Source organism: Pseudomonas sp. RC10-4-2 (assembly GCF_050433085.1).
GTDB classification, from domain to species: domain Bacteria; phylum Pseudomonadota; class Gammaproteobacteria; order Pseudomonadales; family Pseudomonadaceae; genus Pseudomonas; species Pseudomonas aeruginosa.
The window spans coordinates 341,154-356,114 of record NZ_JBNPXX010000006.1 but is presented as its reverse complement, the minus strand read 5'-3'; the positions used below and the strand labels follow the sequence as shown (position 1 = coordinate 356,114).

Annotated in this window: 12 protein-coding genes; 1 reads left to right on the top strand and 11 read right to left on the bottom strand. The window is 65.3% G+C overall.

What is annotated here, in order from left to right; genetic code table 11:
* Positions 1–137: 137 nt before the first annotated feature.
* Both secA and FHW81_RS25450 read right to left on the bottom strand, forming a co-directional pair.
* A complete protein-coding gene (gene secA / locus FHW81_RS25455) occupies positions 138–2,888 on the bottom strand; it encodes a preprotein translocase subunit SecA (protein WP_003112752.1) in 2,751 nt (916 codons plus the stop codon).
* Positions 2,889–3,021: 133 nt separating this feature from the next.
* Positions 3,022–3,945: a M23 family metallopeptidase gene (locus FHW81_RS25450; protein ID WP_003094103.1), complete on the bottom strand. Its 924-nt coding sequence runs from the start codon at positions 3,943–3,945 to the stop codon at positions 3,022–3,024.
* A gap of 80 nt (positions 3,946–4,025) precedes the next feature.
* Here FHW81_RS25450 and FHW81_RS25445 point away from each other — a divergent pair, with 80 nt between their 5' ends.
* Positions 4,026–4,487: a DciA family protein gene (locus FHW81_RS25445; RefSeq protein ID WP_003148130.1), complete on the top strand. Its 462-nt coding sequence runs from the start codon at positions 4,026–4,028 to the stop codon at positions 4,485–4,487.
* 60 nt (positions 4,488–4,547) lie between these two features.
* Here FHW81_RS25445 and lpxC read toward each other — a convergent pair whose 3' ends face one another.
* The 9 genes from lpxC to murD all read right to left on the bottom strand — a co-directional run bounded on the left by lpxC (position 4,548) and on the right by murD (position 14,948).
* On the bottom strand, positions 4,548–5,459 hold the full coding sequence (lpxC, locus tag FHW81_RS25440) for a UDP-3-O-acyl-N-acetylglucosamine deacetylase (protein ID WP_003094111.1): 912 nt from the start codon (positions 5,457–5,459) through the stop codon (positions 4,548–4,550).
* Positions 5,460–5,571: 112 nt separating this feature from the next.
* A complete protein-coding gene (gene ftsZ, locus FHW81_RS25435) occupies positions 5,572–6,756 on the bottom strand; it encodes a cell division protein FtsZ (protein ID WP_003103118.1) in 1,185 nt (394 codons plus the stop codon).
* A gap of 50 nt (positions 6,757–6,806) precedes the next feature.
* Positions 6,807–8,060, bottom strand: a complete 1,254-nt coding sequence (gene ftsA, locus FHW81_RS25430; RefSeq protein ID WP_003094115.1) for a cell division protein FtsA — start codon at positions 8,058–8,060, stop codon at positions 6,807–6,809.
* Between the two features lie 21 nt (positions 8,061–8,081).
* Positions 8,082–8,945, bottom strand: a complete 864-nt coding sequence (locus FHW81_RS25425; RefSeq protein ID WP_003094118.1) for a cell division protein FtsQ/DivIB — start codon at positions 8,943–8,945, stop codon at positions 8,082–8,084.
* Positions 8,946–8,948: 3 nt separating this feature from the next.
* Positions 8,949–9,908 carry a D-alanine--D-alanine ligase gene (locus FHW81_RS25420; RefSeq protein ID WP_003103113.1) on the bottom strand — a complete coding sequence of 320 codons (960 nt, stop codon included), beginning with the start codon at positions 9,906–9,908 and terminating at the stop codon, positions 8,949–8,951.
* Positions 9,905–11,347 (bottom strand): UDP-N-acetylmuramate--L-alanine ligase, encoded by a 1,443-nt coding sequence (gene murC, locus FHW81_RS25415; RefSeq protein WP_003094121.1) that lies wholly within the window; start codon positions 11,345–11,347, stop codon positions 9,905–9,907. The genes FHW81_RS25420 and murC overlap by 4 nt, the downstream gene beginning before the upstream one ends.
* Complete coding sequence (gene murG / locus FHW81_RS25410; RefSeq protein WP_003103107.1) at positions 11,340–12,413, bottom strand: undecaprenyldiphospho-muramoylpentapeptide beta-N-acetylglucosaminyltransferase; 1,074 nt, start codon at positions 12,411–12,413, stop codon at positions 11,340–11,342. The genes murC and murG overlap by 8 nt, the downstream gene beginning before the upstream one ends.
* Positions 12,403–13,602, bottom strand: a complete 1,200-nt coding sequence (ftsW, locus tag FHW81_RS25405) for a putative lipid II flippase FtsW (RefSeq protein ID WP_003094125.1) — start codon at positions 13,600–13,602, stop codon at positions 12,403–12,405. Before ftsW ends, murG begins: the two co-directional genes overlap by 11 nt.
* Positions 13,602–14,948 (bottom strand): UDP-N-acetylmuramoyl-L-alanine--D-glutamate ligase, encoded by a 1,347-nt coding sequence (murD, locus tag FHW81_RS25400; protein ID WP_003161468.1) that lies wholly within the window; start codon positions 14,946–14,948, stop codon positions 13,602–13,604. Before murD ends, ftsW begins: the two co-directional genes overlap by 1 nt.
* Positions 14,949–14,961: the final 13 nt, after the last annotated feature.

The window sequence follows — 14,961 nt, the reverse complement described above, 5'->3', positions numbered from 1 at the left end:
CTCCTTTACCAAACAGTGGACTCGATGCCGTCTGCGACGGCGTGACGGAAAACGCATCGGCGCCGGGCTGGCGCCAATTCGAACAAACGCCGCGAGCGGCAGGACCGGTCGCGGCGTTGGTGAACCAGGCGGGAAGCTTAGTCCAGCTGCCCGTGGCAGTGCTTGTATTTCTTGCCGGAACCGCACGGGCAAGGCTCGTTGCGGCCGATCTTCTGCTCGTTGCGCACAGGCTCGAGCGGCACGACCGGAGCCGGGCCCTCGGGAAGCTCTTCTTCCTCGCCGGCCACGGCCTGCTCCATCGAGGGAGCCTCGGCGTGCTGGAACTGCATGCGCTTGGCCAGTTCCTCCGCCTCGCGACGCAGGCGGGCCTCCTCTTCGGCCGGGTCTTCGCGACGGACCTGGACGTGGGACAGCACGCGGATGGTGTCGCGCTTGATCGAGTCCAGCAGCTCCTGGAACAGGGTGAAGGACTCGCGCTTGTATTCCTGCTTCGGATTCTTCTGCGCGTAGCCACGCAGGTGGATGCCGTGCCGCAGGTGGTCCATGGTCGACAGGTGGTCCTTCCACAGGTCGTCCAGCACCCGCAGCAGCATCTGCTTCTCGAAGGCGCGCAGGGCTTCGGCGCCGGCCAGCTCTTCCTTCTCGTAGTAGGCGGCGACGATCTGCTCGAGGATCTTGCTACGCAGGGTTTCCTCGTACAGCTTGTCGTCTTCGTCCAGCCACTGCTGGATCGGCAGGCGCACGGCGAAGTCGCTGTACAGCGCAGCCTCCAGGCCTTCGATGTCCCACTGCTCGGGCAGCGACTGCGGCGGAATGTGCTGGTTGATGGTGGCGCTGAGGGTTTCCTCGCGGAATTCCTTGATGGTCTCGCCCACGTCCTCTGCCGACAGCAGGGTATTGCGCATGTGGTAGATCACCTTGCGCTGCTCGTTGGCTACGTCATCGAATTCCAGCAGTTGCTTGCGGATGTCGAAGTTGCGCCCTTCGACCTTGCGCTGGGCCTTCTCGATGGCGTTGGTCACCATGCGGTGCTCGATCGCCTCGCCGGACTGCATGCCCAGCGCCTTCATGAAGTTCTTCACCCGGTCGGAGGCGAAGATCCGCATCAGGTTGTCTTCCAGCGACAGGTAGAAGCGGCTGGAACCCGGGTCGCCCTGACGACCGGCACGGCCGCGCAACTGGTTGTCGATCCGGCGGGACTCGTGGCGCTCGGAGGCGATCACGTGCAGGCCGCCCGCCTCGATCACCTGCTGGTGGCGCTTCTGCCATTCGGCCTTGATCTGGGCGATCTGCTCCTCGGTGGGGTTCTCCAGGGCCGCGACTTCGACTTCCCAGTTGCCGCCGAGGAGGATGTCGGTACCGCGGCCGGCCATGTTGGTGGCGATGGTCACCGAACCGGGCGCGCCAGCCTGGGCGATGATCTCGGCTTCCTTCTCGTGGTACTTGGCGTTGAGCACCTTGTGCTCGATGCCTGCCTCTTGCAACAGCTTGGAAACGTACTCGGAACTCTCGATCGACGCGGTGCCGACCAGGATCGGCCGGCCGAGGGCCTGGCACTGCTTGATGTCGGTGATGATCGCCGCGTACTTCTCTTCCTGGGTCAGGTAGACCAGGTCGTTGAAGTCCTTGCGCGCGATCGGCCGGTGGGTCGGGATCACCACCACGTCGAGACCGTAGATCTGGCGGAACTCGAAGGCCTCGGTATCGGCGGTGCCGGTCATGCCGGCCAGCTTGTTGTACAGGCGGAAATAGTTCTGGAAGGTGGTGGAGGCCAGGGTCTGGCTCTCGGCCTGGATCGGCAGGCCTTCCTTCGCCTCGATGGCCTGGTGCAAGCCCTCGGACAGGCGACGGCCAGGCATGGTGCGGCCGGTGTGCTCGTCGATCAGGAGGATCTGGTCGCCCTGGACGATGTACTCGACGTTGCGGTGGAACAGGGTGTGCGCGCGCAGCGCTGCGTAAACGTGGGTCAGCAGGCTCAGGTTGTGCGCCGAGTAGAGGCTCTCGCCTTCGCCGAGCAGGCCGTTCTGGCTCAGCAGGTCCTCGATGAACTGGTGGCCCTGCTCGTTGAGTTCGACCTGGCGGGTCTTCTCGTCGATGCTGTAGTGGCCTTCCTCGGTCGGCTTGCCCTCGACCTCTTCGACCTGGCGCTTGAGACGCGGGATCAGCTTGTTGATCTTGATGTACAGCTCGGAGCTGTCTTCGGCCTGGCCGGAGATGATCAGCGGGGTACGCGCCTCGTCGATGAGGATCGAGTCCACTTCGTCGACCACGGCGAAGTTCAGCTCGCGCTGGAACTTGTCGTCCAGGCTGAAGGCCATGTTGTCGCGCAGGTAATCGAAGCCGAATTCGTTGTTGGTGCCGTAGGTGATGTCGGCGGCGTAGGCGGCGCGCTTGTCTTCCGGCGGCTGGAAGGGAGTGACCACGCCGACGCTGAGGCCGAGGAACTCGTACAGCGGGCGCATCCAGTTGGCGTCGCGGCGCGCCAGGTAGTCGTTCACCGTGACCACGTGCACGCCCTTGCCGGACAGCGCGTTGAGGTAGACCGGCAGGGTGCCCACCAGGGTCTTGCCCTCGCCGGTACGCATTTCGGCGATCTTGCCGTCGTGCAGGGTCATGCCACCGATCAGCTGGACGTCGAAGTGGCGCATGCCCATCACCCGCTTGCCAGCCTCGCGAACCACGGCGAAGGCCTCGGGCAGCAATTGGTCGAGCGTTTCGCCCTTGGCGTAGCGCTGCTGGAATTCAGCCGTTTTCGCCTTCAACTGCTCGTCGGAGAGCGCCACCATCTGGGGCTCGAGCGCATTGATGGCCTGTACAGCCTTGGCCATGCGCTTTACATCACGCTCGTTCTTGCTTCCAAAGAGTTTCTTCAACAAAGGCGCAAACATATCGACTTGGTCATCCACACGTGGGGAATGGAAGGCTCACCCATCCGGCGGCCCGTGCCGATCAACGGCATGAAAGGGAACATTCTACCCGGAAACGGGTATGAGAAAAGTACAGCAGATCAATGCGCGTCGCTCACTCGGAAACAGACGCGCGTGCGATGAAGCTTTGCGGATTCATTACCCGGCCATCCTTCATCACTTCGAAATGTACGTGGTAGCCGGTGGAGCGTCCGGTGCTGCCGACCTTGGCCAGCACCTGGCCGCGCTTGACCAGGTCACCGACCTCGACCAGGTTCTTCTGGTTATGGGCATACAACGTGGTGTAGCCATCGGCGTGCCCGACCTCGACCACGTTGCCATAGCCGTTCTTGCGCCCGGACCAGGTCACCACCCCCGCCGCCACGGCCACCACGTCGCTGCCAGCCGGCGCGGCGAAGTCGATGCCCTTGTGCATGCTCAGGCGGCCGCTCACCGGATTGACCCGGCGCCCGAACGGCGAGGAGATGTAGCCCTGGCGCACCGGCTGGCCGGCCAGGTAGGTCGACTGGCTGATGTGCTTGTCGGCGAGCAGTTGCTCCAGCACCTCGAGCTGCTGCTCGCGGGTATCCAGGCGTGCCGCCAGTTCGTCTAGCGTCGCCATGAACGACGGCGGGGCATAGGCGCTGCCCTCCAGCGGTTCGTCGACGCCACCCTGGCCGACGCTCAGGGAGAAGTCGAACTCGTCGGGGTCGACGTCGGCCAGCTCGGTGAGACGTTCGCCGAGGGCATCCAGCCGAACCAGGCGCGCCTGCAGTTCGCCGAGATGCACGCTCAGTGCGTCCATCTGCCGCTGCGCGTCCTCGCGGGCGCTGCTGATCTCGGCGCTCTGCGCCTGCAGCGCGGCATCGACTTCGATGCCGGCCACCGGAGCCGGCGCGCGGAACAGCCAGGCGCCCATGAAGCCCCCGGCCAACAGGCTGGCACCGACCACGCAGGCCCCGGCCAGCATCAGCAACCGCGGCTGCAGATGGACGGAGCGAGCGGCCCCATGGTGCCGGCTCAGAAAAATGATGTGCATGACTTATCCTTCATACGGGCCGGCAGTAGCGAAACGCTTTCTGCTACCATTCCGACTCAGTAACCCCCAGGCTTCCCGCCATGTCTTTTCGTCCCTTGCCCGCCCAGGCATCGACCCAGTTGCTGCGCCAGGCCAGGCCGCTGCAGATGCTGTTCGCCGAAGCCCAGCGCATCTGCCGCCTGCAGCAACTGCTGGAAAGCCAGTTGCAACCGGCGGCGCGCCCGTACTGCCATGTGGCTTCGTGGCGCGGCGGTTGCCTGCTGCTGATCGTCACCGATGGCCACTGGGCCACACGCCTGCGCTATCAGCAGCGGCGCCTGCAGCGGCAGCTGCAGGCTTTCGAAGAATTCGCGAACTTAGCGAAAATCCTTTTCAAGGTGCAACCCACCACGTCCACACAACGTGCGGCACGTCGCAGCTTGACCCTGTCTGCCGTCGCGGCGGAAAACCTTCGCGAATCCGCCGAGATCGTCGGCAATCCACGCCTGCGGGAAGCGCTCGAGCGGTTGGCAAGCCGCGCCGAGAAAAGCCGGCAAGAATAAATCCCGAAATAAAAAGAGGCCACCCTGAGGTGGCCTCCAAATATGGAAAGGAGAGTTTTCCTACACTGCCGCCGCCGGGCGCATATAGGAAATAGGCGCGGTACGCGCGTCTTCGAAGGTCACCACTTCCCAAGCATCCTTGTCTGCGATCAACGTACGCAGCAGTTGGTTGTTCAGGGCATGGCCGGACTTGAAGCCACGGAACTCGCCGATAAGACTGTTGCCGAGCAGATACAGGTCGCCGATGGCATCCAGGATCTTGTGCTTGACGAACTCGTCCTCGTAACGCAGGCCGTCTTCGTTGAGCACGCGGTTCTCGTCGACCACGATCGCGTTCTCCACGCTACCGCCGAGTGCCAGGTTCTGCGAACGCAGGTACTCGATGTCGCGCATGAACCCGAAGGTACGGGCGCGGCTGACCTCCTTGACGAAGGAAGTACTGGAGAAATCGACCGAGGCCTGCTGGGTGCGACCACGGAAGACCGGATGATCGAAATCGATCTCGAAGCTGACCTTGAAGCCGTCGAACGGAACGAAGACGGCGCGCTTGTCGCCCTCTTCCACGCTGACTTCGCGCTTGATGCGGATGAACTTCTTGGCAGCTTCCTGCTCTTGCAATCCGGCGGACTGGATCAGGAATACGAACGGACCAGCGCTGCCATCCATGATCGGCACTTCCGAAGCGGACAGCTCGACGTAGGCGTTGTCGATACCCAGGCCGGCCATGGCCGAGAGCAGGTGCTCCACCGTATCCACTTTGACGTCACCCTTGACCAGGGTGGTCGACATGGTGGTTTCGCCGACGTTCTCGGCCCGGGCCGGGATTTCCACGACCGGATCCAGGTCGGTGCGGCAGAACACGATACCGGTGTCCACCGGCGCCGGTTTCAGGGTCAGGTAAACCTTTTCCCCCGAGTGCAGACCGACGCCAGTAGCCCGGATGATGTTCTTCAAGGTGCGTTGTTTGATCATGGCTTTGGCCGCTTAAGCGCTGACTGCGAACTGTTTTCAACAATGGCCGGCGATGATAGCAGAACCGGCCTTTGCTGAACACCAATCACATCTCTACTCCTGATTAATTACTTCAATCGGCCTGACGACGCAGGAACGCCGGGATATCCAGGTAATCCAGGTCATCCTGCGGGTTCAGCTTGGCCGCGGTCGCCGCGCTGCCGTGAGACTGGTTGCGCATCACGGTAGGACGGTCGAGGTCGCGGTAGTTCACCGACTGCTGCTCGCGCTGGGCCGGAGCGGCTGCCTGGGTTGCACTGCCCTGCACGGTGTTGTCGACGACCTTCACCGGCTTCTCCAGGCGCGCGCCCAGGCCGGTGGCGACTACGGTGACGTGCAGCTCATCGCGCATGTCCGCGTCGATCACGGTGCCCACCTTCACAGTGGCGTGCTCGGAAGCGAACTGTTCGATGATGTTGCCGACATCGGAGTACTCGCCCAGGGACAGGTCCGGACCCGCGGTGATGTTCACCAGGATGCCGCGCGCGCCCTGCAGGTTGACGTCTTCCAGCAGCGGGTTGCGGATTGCCGCCTCGGTGGCCTCGCGGGCACGGTTCGGACCGCTGGCGCAGCCGGTACCCATCATCGCCATGCCCATTTCGCTCATGACGGTCTTCACGTCGGCGAAGTCGACGTTGATCATGCCCGGACGCTTGATGATGTCGGAGATACCGCGCACGGCACCGGCCAGCACGTCATCGGCCTTGGCGAAGGCGGCCAGCAGGCTGGCGTCCTTGCCGAGGATGGTCAGCAGCTTCTCGTTCGGGATGGTGATCAGCGAATCGACGCTCTCGGCCAGCGCACGGATGCCCTCGTCGGCGATCTGCATGCGCTTGCGACCTTCGAACGGGAACGGGCGGGTCACCACCGCGACGGTGAGGATGCCCATTTCCTTCGCCACTTCGGCGATGATCGGCGCGGCGCCGGTACCGGTGCCGCCACCCATGCCGGTGGTGATGAAGACCATGTCGGCGCCTTCCAGCACTTCGGAAATGCGCTCGCGATCTTCCAGAGCCGCCTGACGACCGACTTCCGGATTGGCGCCGGCACCCAGCCCCTTGGTGACGCCCGGGCCGAGTTGCAGAACGGTGCGCGCCGCGATGTTCTTCAGCGCTTGTGCGTCGGTGTTGGCGCAGATGAACTCGACGCCCTCGACGTTGTTCTTGGCCATGTGATTGACGGCGTTGCCGCCACCACCACCTACACCGATCACTTTTATGACGGCGGTTTGTGCGATGTTATCGACCAGTTCAAACATTTCCCCTCTCCTTCCTTTCTAGTTTTGTCGCCTACTGTTACCGCGTTGAATCAGAAATTGCCCTGGACCCAGCGTTTGAGCCGCTCCAGGACAGGTGCCTTGGGTTCGTCGCTGCTGTAGCTGCTGCCTGACACAGACATCGACATGCCATCGGACTGCTTCTGCAGTCCGTACATCAGCAGGCCGACGCCCGTCGAATAGATCGGGTTGCGCACCACGTCGGTGAGGCCCTTCACGCTATACGGCACGCCGAGGCGTACCGGCATGTGGAAGATTTCCTCGGCCAGCTCGACCGCGCCTTCCATCTTCGAGGTGCCGCCGGTGAGGACGATCCCTGCCGGGATCAGGTCCTCGTAGCCGCTGCGGCGCAGCTCGGCCTGGACCAGGGTGAACAGCTCGTCGTAACGAGGCTCGACCACTTCGGCCAGGGCCTGGCGCGACAGTTCGCGCGGCGGCCGGTCGCCGACGCTGGGCACCTTGATGGTCTCGCCGGCACCGGCCAGCTTGGCCAGGGCGCAGGCGTAGCGGATCTTGATCTCTTCCGCGTACTGGGTCGGCGTACGCAGGGCCATGGCGATGTCATTGGTGACCTGGTCGCCGGCGATCGGGATCACCGCGGTATGGCGGATCGCGCCTTCGGTGAAGATCGCGATATCGGTGGTGCCGCCGCCGATATCCACCAGGCACACGCCCAGTTCCTTCTCGTCCTCGGTCAGCACCGAATAGGCCGAGGCCAACTGCTCGAGGATGATGTCGTCGACCTCGAGGCCGCAGCGGCGCACGCACTTCTCGATGTTCTGCGAAGCATTCACCGCGCAGGTCACCACGTGCACCTTGGCTTCCAGGCGCACCCCGGACATGCCCAGCGGCTCGCGCACGCCTTCCTGGTTATCGATCACGTAATCCTGGGCCAGGGTATGCAGCACCCGCTGGTCCGCCGGGATCGCCACCGCCTGGGCGGCATCCAGTACCCGTTCGATATCCGCCGGGTTCACCTCGCGATCGCGGATCGCCACGATGCCGTGGGAATTGAGGCTGCGGATGTGGTTGCCGGCGATGCCGACGAACGCCGAGTGGATACGGCAACCGGCCATCTGCTGGGCCTCGTCGATGGCGCGCTGGATCGACTGCACGGTGGACTCGATGTTCACCACCACGCCCTTCTTCAGGCCGCGGGACGGATGAGTACCGATGCCAACGACCTCCAGCTGGCCATCGGCCGTCACCTCGCCCACCAGCGCCACCACCTTGGAGGTACCGATGTCGAGGCCGACGATCATCTTGCCGCTCTGCACGCTTGCCATGGTTATTACTGTCTCCTCAACTCACTGCACGGCGCTGGCCGTGGCCACCGTCGCGGGCGTGACCGGCTCGCGCCACGCAACGGCGAGGCCGTTGGGGTAACGCAGGTCGATCCGCGCAATGTTCGAAATCTGATCTTTGAGTGCCTTGTCGTAGATGCTTACGAAGCGGCGAATTTTGTCTACCACGTGGTCGCGCCCGATCTGGATCTCGACGCCCTGGGCCGTGGTCAGCGCCCAACCGCCGCGATCGCTCATTTCCAGGCGGGCGATGGAGAACCCGAGGGGACGCAGCAACTGGCTGAGCAACTGGTATTGCTGCATCACCTGCTGTTGCGCCCGCTGTGGACCATGCAAGCGGGGCAGATGTTCATAATTCGCCAGCTCCTTTGGCGTAAAAGCCTGTCCCTGGTTGTTCAGCAGCGCTTCGTCGCCCCACCGGGCGATCGGCAGTTGCTCGTCCAGGCGGATCACCACTTGGTCCGGCCACACCCGGCGCACCTCGGCGTGGGCGATCCAGGGCATCTGTTCCAGTTGCCCGCGCATGCCCGCCAGGTCGATGGTGAAGAAGCTCGCCGCCAGGTACGGGGAGATCCGCTGCTGCACCGCGCGCTGGCTGATGTAGCTGAGGTCGCCCTCGACACTGACCTTGGCGATCGGCCGGTCGGCGTACGGCAGGATGTACTCGGCGCCGCGATAGGCGCCATAGCCGAGAACGGCCAGCAACAGCGGCCAGGCCAGGTACTTGAGGAAACTGAAGTCGGCTTTCGGCAGGCGCACGCTCAGCGGTTCCTTGGCCACCAGACGGCTGGCGCCGCGCGGCATCGGCTTGCGCGGAGCGCGGCCGAGTCCACCGGGTTGCTGATGACGGAGCAGTACGCCATTCATGGCTTATCCCCTCGCCTCGCGGCTATCGGCCAGGATCGCCAGCACCAGTTGCTGGAAATCCAGGCCGGCGGCCCGCGCGGCCATAGGCACCAGGCTGTGGTCGGTCATGCCCGGTGCGGTGTTGACTTCAAGCAGCCAGAAACGCCCTTCGGCGTCCTGCATCACGTCCGCCCGCCCCCAGCCCTGGATGCCCAGGGCGTCGCAGGCGCGCGCGGTGAGTTCCTTCAGCTCGCGTTCCTTGGCCTCGTCGAGACCGCAGGGCACCTGGTAGCGGGTATCGCTGGCCAGGTACTTGGCGTCGTAGTCGTAGAAGGTGTGCGGCGTGCCCAGGCGGATCGCCGGCAGCACCTGCCCGCGCAAGGTCGCCACGGTGAATTCCGGGCCGCTGATCCACTGCTCGACCAGCACCTGCGAGTCGTAGCGGGCCGCTTCGCGCCACGCCGCGATCAATTCGTCGAGCCCGCCGACCTTGGCCATGCCGATGCTCGAGCCTTCGTGAGCCGGCTTGACGATCAGCGGGAAACCCAGTCGCTGCGCCGCTTCGCGGCAGTCATCCTCGCTGGCCAGCACCGCGTAGTCCGGGGTCGGCAGGCCGAGGCTGAGCCAGACCCGCTTGGTCCGCAGCTTGTCCATCGCCAGCGCCGAGGCCAGCACGCCGCTGCCGGTGTAGGGAATGCCCGCGCACTCGAGCAGGCCCTGCATGCTGCCATCCTCGCCGCCACGACCGTGGAGAATGATGAAGGCACGGTCGATCTTCTCCTCGACCAGGCGTTGCAGCAGGTCTTCGCCGACATCGATGCCGAAGGCATCGACCCCGGCGGCCAGCAGGGATTGCAGGACCATCGCGCCGGACTTCAGCGACACCTCGCGCTCGGCGCTCTTGCCGCCGAACAGCACGGCGACACGGCCGAACGCCTTGGGATCCTGGGTGCCGTTCAGCAGGCTATCGAGGCAAAGGTTCATGCGCCCTTCCCTCCCTTGCCGGCGAACAGCGGGTTCTTGATCAGTTGCGGGGCCAGGCCGCCGACATCGCCAGCGCCCTGGCAAAGCAGGATGTCGCCAGCGCGCAGCAGCGGCTTGACCAGCGGCGCCAGGTCGGCGTCGCGCTCGAAGTAGATCGGGTCAAGCTGGCCGCGCTGGCGGATGCTGTGGCACAGCTGGCGGCTGTCGGCTCCCGGGATCGGCTCTTCGCCGGCCGGATAGACCTCCATCAACAGCAGCACGTTGGCTTCGCCCAGCACCTGCACGAAGTCTTCGTACAGGTCGCGGGTACGGGTATAGCGATGCGGCTGGTAGACCATCACCAGGCGACGCTCCGGCCAACCGCCACGGATCGCCTTGATCACCGCGGCGACTTCGCGCGGATGGTGGCCGTAATCGTCCACCAGCATCACGCTGCCACCCTCGACCTGCAGCTCGCCGTAGACCTGGAAGCGCCGGCCTACGCCCTGGAAGCCGGACAGCCCCTGGACGATGGCTTCGTCGGAGATGCCCTCGTCGGTAGCGATGACGATGGTCGCCAGGGAATTCAGCACGTTGTGCAGGCCGGGCATGTTCACCGAGACGTCCAGCGGCTCGCGCTCCGGGCGCAACACGGTGAACCAGGTGCGCATGCCTTCCTGGCGGATGTTGATCGCGCGCACGTCGGCGTCTTCGCTGAGGCCGTAGGTCACGGTCGGGCGGGCGATCTGCGGGAGGATCTCACGCACAACCGGATCATCCACGCACATCACCGCCAGTCCGTAGAACGGCAGGTTGTGGAGGAACTCGACGAAGGTCTTCTTCAGCTTGTTGAAGTCGCCGCCGTAGGTCGCCATGTGGTCGGCGTCGATATTGGTGACCACCGCGACCATCGGTTGCAGGTGCAGGAAGCTGGCGTCGCTCTCGTCGGCCTCGGCCACCAGGTAGCGGCTGGCGCCGAGCTGGGCGTTGGTCCCGGCGGCGTTCAGCCGGCCGCCGATGACGAAGGTCGGGTCCAGGCCGCCGGCGGCGAACACCGAGGCGATCAGGCTGGTAGTGGTGGTCTTGCCGTGGGTGCCGGCTACCGCGATGCCGTGCCGGTAGCGCATCAGCTCGGCGAGCATCTCCGCACGCGGCACCACCGGAATCCGCCGTTCCAGGGCCGATGCCACTTCCGGGTTGGCCCGGTTGATGGCACTGGACACCACCAGCACGTCGGCGCCGTCGGCGTTTTCCGCCTGGTGACCGATGAAGATCTGCGCGCCGAACTTCTCCAGGCGCTCGGTCACCGCCGAGGCCTTGAGGTCCGAGCCGGATACCTCGTAGCCGAGGTTCAGCAGCACTTCGGCGATCCCGCACATACCGGCGCCGCCGATGCCGACGAAATGGATGCGGCGGATACGGCGCATGGTCCGGGTGACGCCATTCGGTTCTTTAACCACGGGCCACCTCCAGGCAGGCATCGACCACCGTCCGGGTAGCCTCGGGTTTCGCCAGGCTGCGTGCCTGGTCTGCCATGGAGCGCAGGGTTTCGGGATGCATCAGGACCTCGGACAGCTGCGCGGCCAGTTCGGCCGCGCCGGTAGACTTTTGCGGCAGCAGGCGGCCGGCGCCGCTGCGTACCAGGAATTCGGCATTGCGGGTCTGGTGATCGTCGATCGCGTGAGGCAACGGCACCAGGAAGGCGGGCAATCCCGCCGCCGTCAGCTCGCTGACGGTCAGCGCGCCGGCGCGACAGATCACCAGGTCGGCCCAGGCATAGGCCGCGGCCATGTCGCTGATGAAGGGCGCGACGTCCGCTTCGACCGCCACTGTGCGATAACGCTCGGCGGTAATCTCGGCATGCTGACGACCGGCCTGATGGCGGATTGCCGGACGGATTTCCAGCGGCACCTGCGCCAGGGCCTCTGGCAACAGCTTGTTCAGCGGTTCCGCGCCAAGGCTGCCGCCGAGCACCAGCAGATTGACCCGACGGCCGGTCAGCGGCGCGCGGGCGTGCGCGTCGAGGAATAGCTCGCCGCGCACCGGATTGCCGGTGGTCAGACGCTTGTCACTGGCCGGGAAGGTATCCGGGAATGCCTCGCAGACGCGCCTGGCGATCGGCGCCAGGCTGCGGTTGGCGGTGCCGGCCACGGCGTTCTGCTCGTGGATCACCAGCGGCACGCCGTTGAGGCGCGCAGCCAGGCCGCCCGGGCCGGTGACATAGCCACCCAGGCCGAGCACGCAGACCGGCCTCAGCTGGCGGATCACCCGCAGCGCCTGGAACAGCGACTTGAGCAGCTCCAGCGGCGCCTTGACCAGCGACTTCAGGCCCTTGCCGCGCAGCCCGCTGACCTGGATCAGGTGCAACGGCAGGCCGGCCTTGGGTACCAGGTCATTCTCGATGCCGCGCGGCGTCCCCAGCCAGTGCACGGCATAGCCGCGCGCCTGGAACTCCCGCGCACAGGCGAGCGCCGGGAACACGTGTCCGCCGGTGCCACCCGCCATGATCAGGACATTACCTTTCATCGGCAAAGTCCTCTTCGTTGAACTCATATTCCTCGCTACCCAGGTGGGTTCGCCGTTCCCATTCGATGCGCAGCAACATCCCCAGACAGGCACAGCAGATCACCAGCGAACTGCCGCCGTAGCTGAGGAACGGCAGGGTCAGGCCCTTGGTCGGCAGCAGGCCGACGTTCACCCCGATGTTGATCAGGAACTGGCCGATCCAGAGGAAGGCCAGGCCGTAGGCCACGTAGGCGGAGAAGAACTGCTTGGCCTGCTCGGCCCAGATGCCGATGTACAGCGCGCGCAGGCTGACGAACACGAACAGGGCGACGGTCGCCAGGGCGCCGACGATGCCCAGCTCCTCTGCAAGCACGGCGAAGACGAAATCGGTGTGCGCCTCCGGCAGGTAGAACTGCTTCTGGATGCTGTTGCCCAGTCCCATGCCCAACCAGCCGCCGCGGCCGAAGGCGATCAGCGCCTGGCTCAACTGATAGCCGGCGCCGAACTGGTCGGCCCAGGGGTCGGTGAAGTTGGTCAGGCGTGCCATCCGGTAGGGCTGGGTCTGGATCAGCAGGACCACCGCGCCGACCGCCAGCAGCACCATCAGGCCGAAGCGGAACAGCCCCACCCCGCCGAGGAACAGCATGGCCGCGGCAGCGCCCATCATTACCACGGTGGCGCCGAAGTCCGGCTCGCGCAGCAGCAGGCCGGCCATCGGCAGCAACACCACGAAGGGCTTGAAGAAGCCCATCCAGCTTTCCCGGACCTCCTGCTGGCGGCGGATCAGGTAGCCGGCCATGAAGATCACCACGCAGACCTTGGCGATCTCCGAAGGCTGGATGTTGAACAGGCCGAAGCCGATCCAGCGCATCGAGCCGTTCACCTCGCGGCCGATACCGGGGGTGATCACCAGCACCAGCAGGCCGAAGGCGACCAGCAACAGCTTCCAGCCCCAACGCTGCCAGGTGGCCATCGGGACCATCATGGTCAGGCCGCAGGAAATCAGGCCGATCACCAGGTAGATCAGGTGACGGACGGAGAAGTACAGCGGGTTGCCCGACTGCGCCGCCGCCACCTCGGAAGAGGCGGAAGTCACCATCACCAGGCCGAGGCCGAGCAGCGCCAGGCAACCCGCCAGCAGCGGGAAGTCCAGGTCGATGCCGTGCCGGCTCAACAGCGGCGACGGGAAGGGGCGCAACACCGACAGCATCACGCTAGCTCCTCTACGGCTTTGGCGAACAGGCGTCCGCGTTCTTCGAAGTTCTTGAACATGTCCAGGCTCGCGCAGGCCGGCGACAACAGCACCGCATCGCCTTCGCGGGCCAGCTCGGCGGCCTGCCGGACTGCTTCGTCCAGCGTTGCGACGCGCACCAGCGGTACCGCGTTGCCCAGTGCCTGGGCAATCAGCTCGGCGTCACGGCCAAGCAGTACCACCGCCCGGCAGAAGCGCGCGACCGGCTCGCGCAGGTCATGGAAATCGGCGCCCTTGCCGTCTCCGCCGGCGAGCAGCACCAGCTTGCCGTCGATGTCGGCACCCAGCCCCTCGATCGCCGCCAGGGCGGCGCCGACGTTGGTGGCCTTGGAATCGTCGTAGTAGCTCACGCCCTGCCGCTCGCGTACCCACTGGCAGCGATGAGCCAGGCCGGAAAACGCCTTCAGCGCGCCGAGCATGGCGTCGAACGGCAGGCCGACCGCATGGCCCAGCGCCAGCGCGGCGAGCGCGTTGGAATAGTTGTGGGCGCCACGGATCTTCAGTTCGCCAACCGGCAGCAGCTTGTCGAACTGGAACGCCAGCCACTTCTGGCCGTCTTCCTCGATCAGGCCGAAAGCCTTGAAGTCCGGCTTGTTCAGGCCGAACGACCAGCACGGCACGGTATCGGCGATCAGCGGTCGGGTCAGGGCATCGGCGCGATTCACCACGACCTGGCGGGCACCGCGGAAGATCCGGTGCTTGGCCAGGTGGTAGTCAGCCATGCCGTCGTAGCGATCCATATGGTCTTCGCTGACGTTCAGCACGGTCGCCACCTCGGCGTTGAGGCGATCGCAGGTTTCCAGCTGGAAGCTCGACAGCTCCAACACGTACAGCTCGATGTCGTCGGCCAGCAGGTCGAGCGCCGGGGTGCCGAGGTTGCCGCCGACGGCGACACGCTTGTCCGCGGCCACCGCCATTTCGCCCACCAGGGTGGTCACGGTGCTCTTCGCGTTGGAACCGGTGATGGCGACGATCGGGGCCTTCGCCTCGCGGGCGAAGAGATCGATGTCACCGGAGATGCGCACGCCTTTCGCGGCGGCCTGTACCAGCGCGGGGGTGCGCAGCGACAAGCCGGGGCTGACGTAGAGTTCGCGGGCGGAGCAGAGGAACTCGGCGTCGAGTTCGCCGCAACGCACTTCCACCTGCGGATACTGGGCACGCAGGGTGGCCAGCTCCGGCGGGTTCTCTCGGGTATCGACCACGGCGAAAGGCAGGCCGCGGCGCGCCAGGTAGCGCACCAGGGACATGCCGCTCTTGCCGAGGCCGACAACGATGCGGAAGTGGTCGGAGGCGATCAGGCTCATGCTCTCTTCGTCC

Bases quoted from the DNA above. Each gene is read 5' to 3' on its own strand.
- murD (WP_003161468.1), bottom strand. From the start codon at position 14,948: ATGAGCCTGATCGCCTCCGACCACTTCCGCATCGTTGTCGGCCTCGGC.
- FHW81_RS25445 (WP_003148130.1), top strand. From the start codon at position 4,026: ATGTCTTTTCGTCCCTTGCCCGCCCAGGCATCGACCCAGTTGCTGCGC.
- secA (WP_003112752.1), bottom strand. From the start codon at position 2,888: ATGTTTGCGCCTTTGTTGAAGAAACTCTTTGGAAGCAAGAACGAGCGT.
- ftsW (WP_003094125.1), bottom strand. From the start codon at position 13,602: ATGCTGTCGGTGTTGCGCCCCTTCCCGTCGCCGCTGTTGAGCCGGCAC.
- ftsZ (WP_003103118.1), bottom strand. From the start codon at position 6,756: ATGTTTGAACTGGTCGATAACATCGCACAAACCGCCGTCATAAAAGTG.
- lpxC (WP_003094111.1), bottom strand. From the start codon at position 5,459: ATGATCAAACAACGCACCTTGAAGAACATCATCCGGGCTACTGGCGTC.
- ftsA (WP_003094115.1), bottom strand. From the start codon at position 8,060: ATGGCAAGCGTGCAGAGCGGCAAGATGATCGTCGGCCTCGACATCGGT.
- FHW81_RS25425 (WP_003094118.1), bottom strand. From the start codon at position 8,945: ATGAATGGCGTACTGCTCCGTCATCAGCAACCCGGTGGACTCGGCCGC.
- FHW81_RS25450 (WP_003094103.1), bottom strand. From the start codon at position 3,945: ATGCACATCATTTTTCTGAGCCGGCACCATGGGGCCGCTCGCTCCGTC.
- murG (WP_003103107.1), bottom strand. From the start codon at position 12,413: ATGAAAGGTAATGTCCTGATCATGGCGGGTGGCACCGGCGGACACGTG.
- FHW81_RS25420 (WP_003103113.1), bottom strand. From the start codon at position 9,908: ATGAACCTTTGCCTCGATAGCCTGCTGAACGGCACCCAGGATCCCAAG.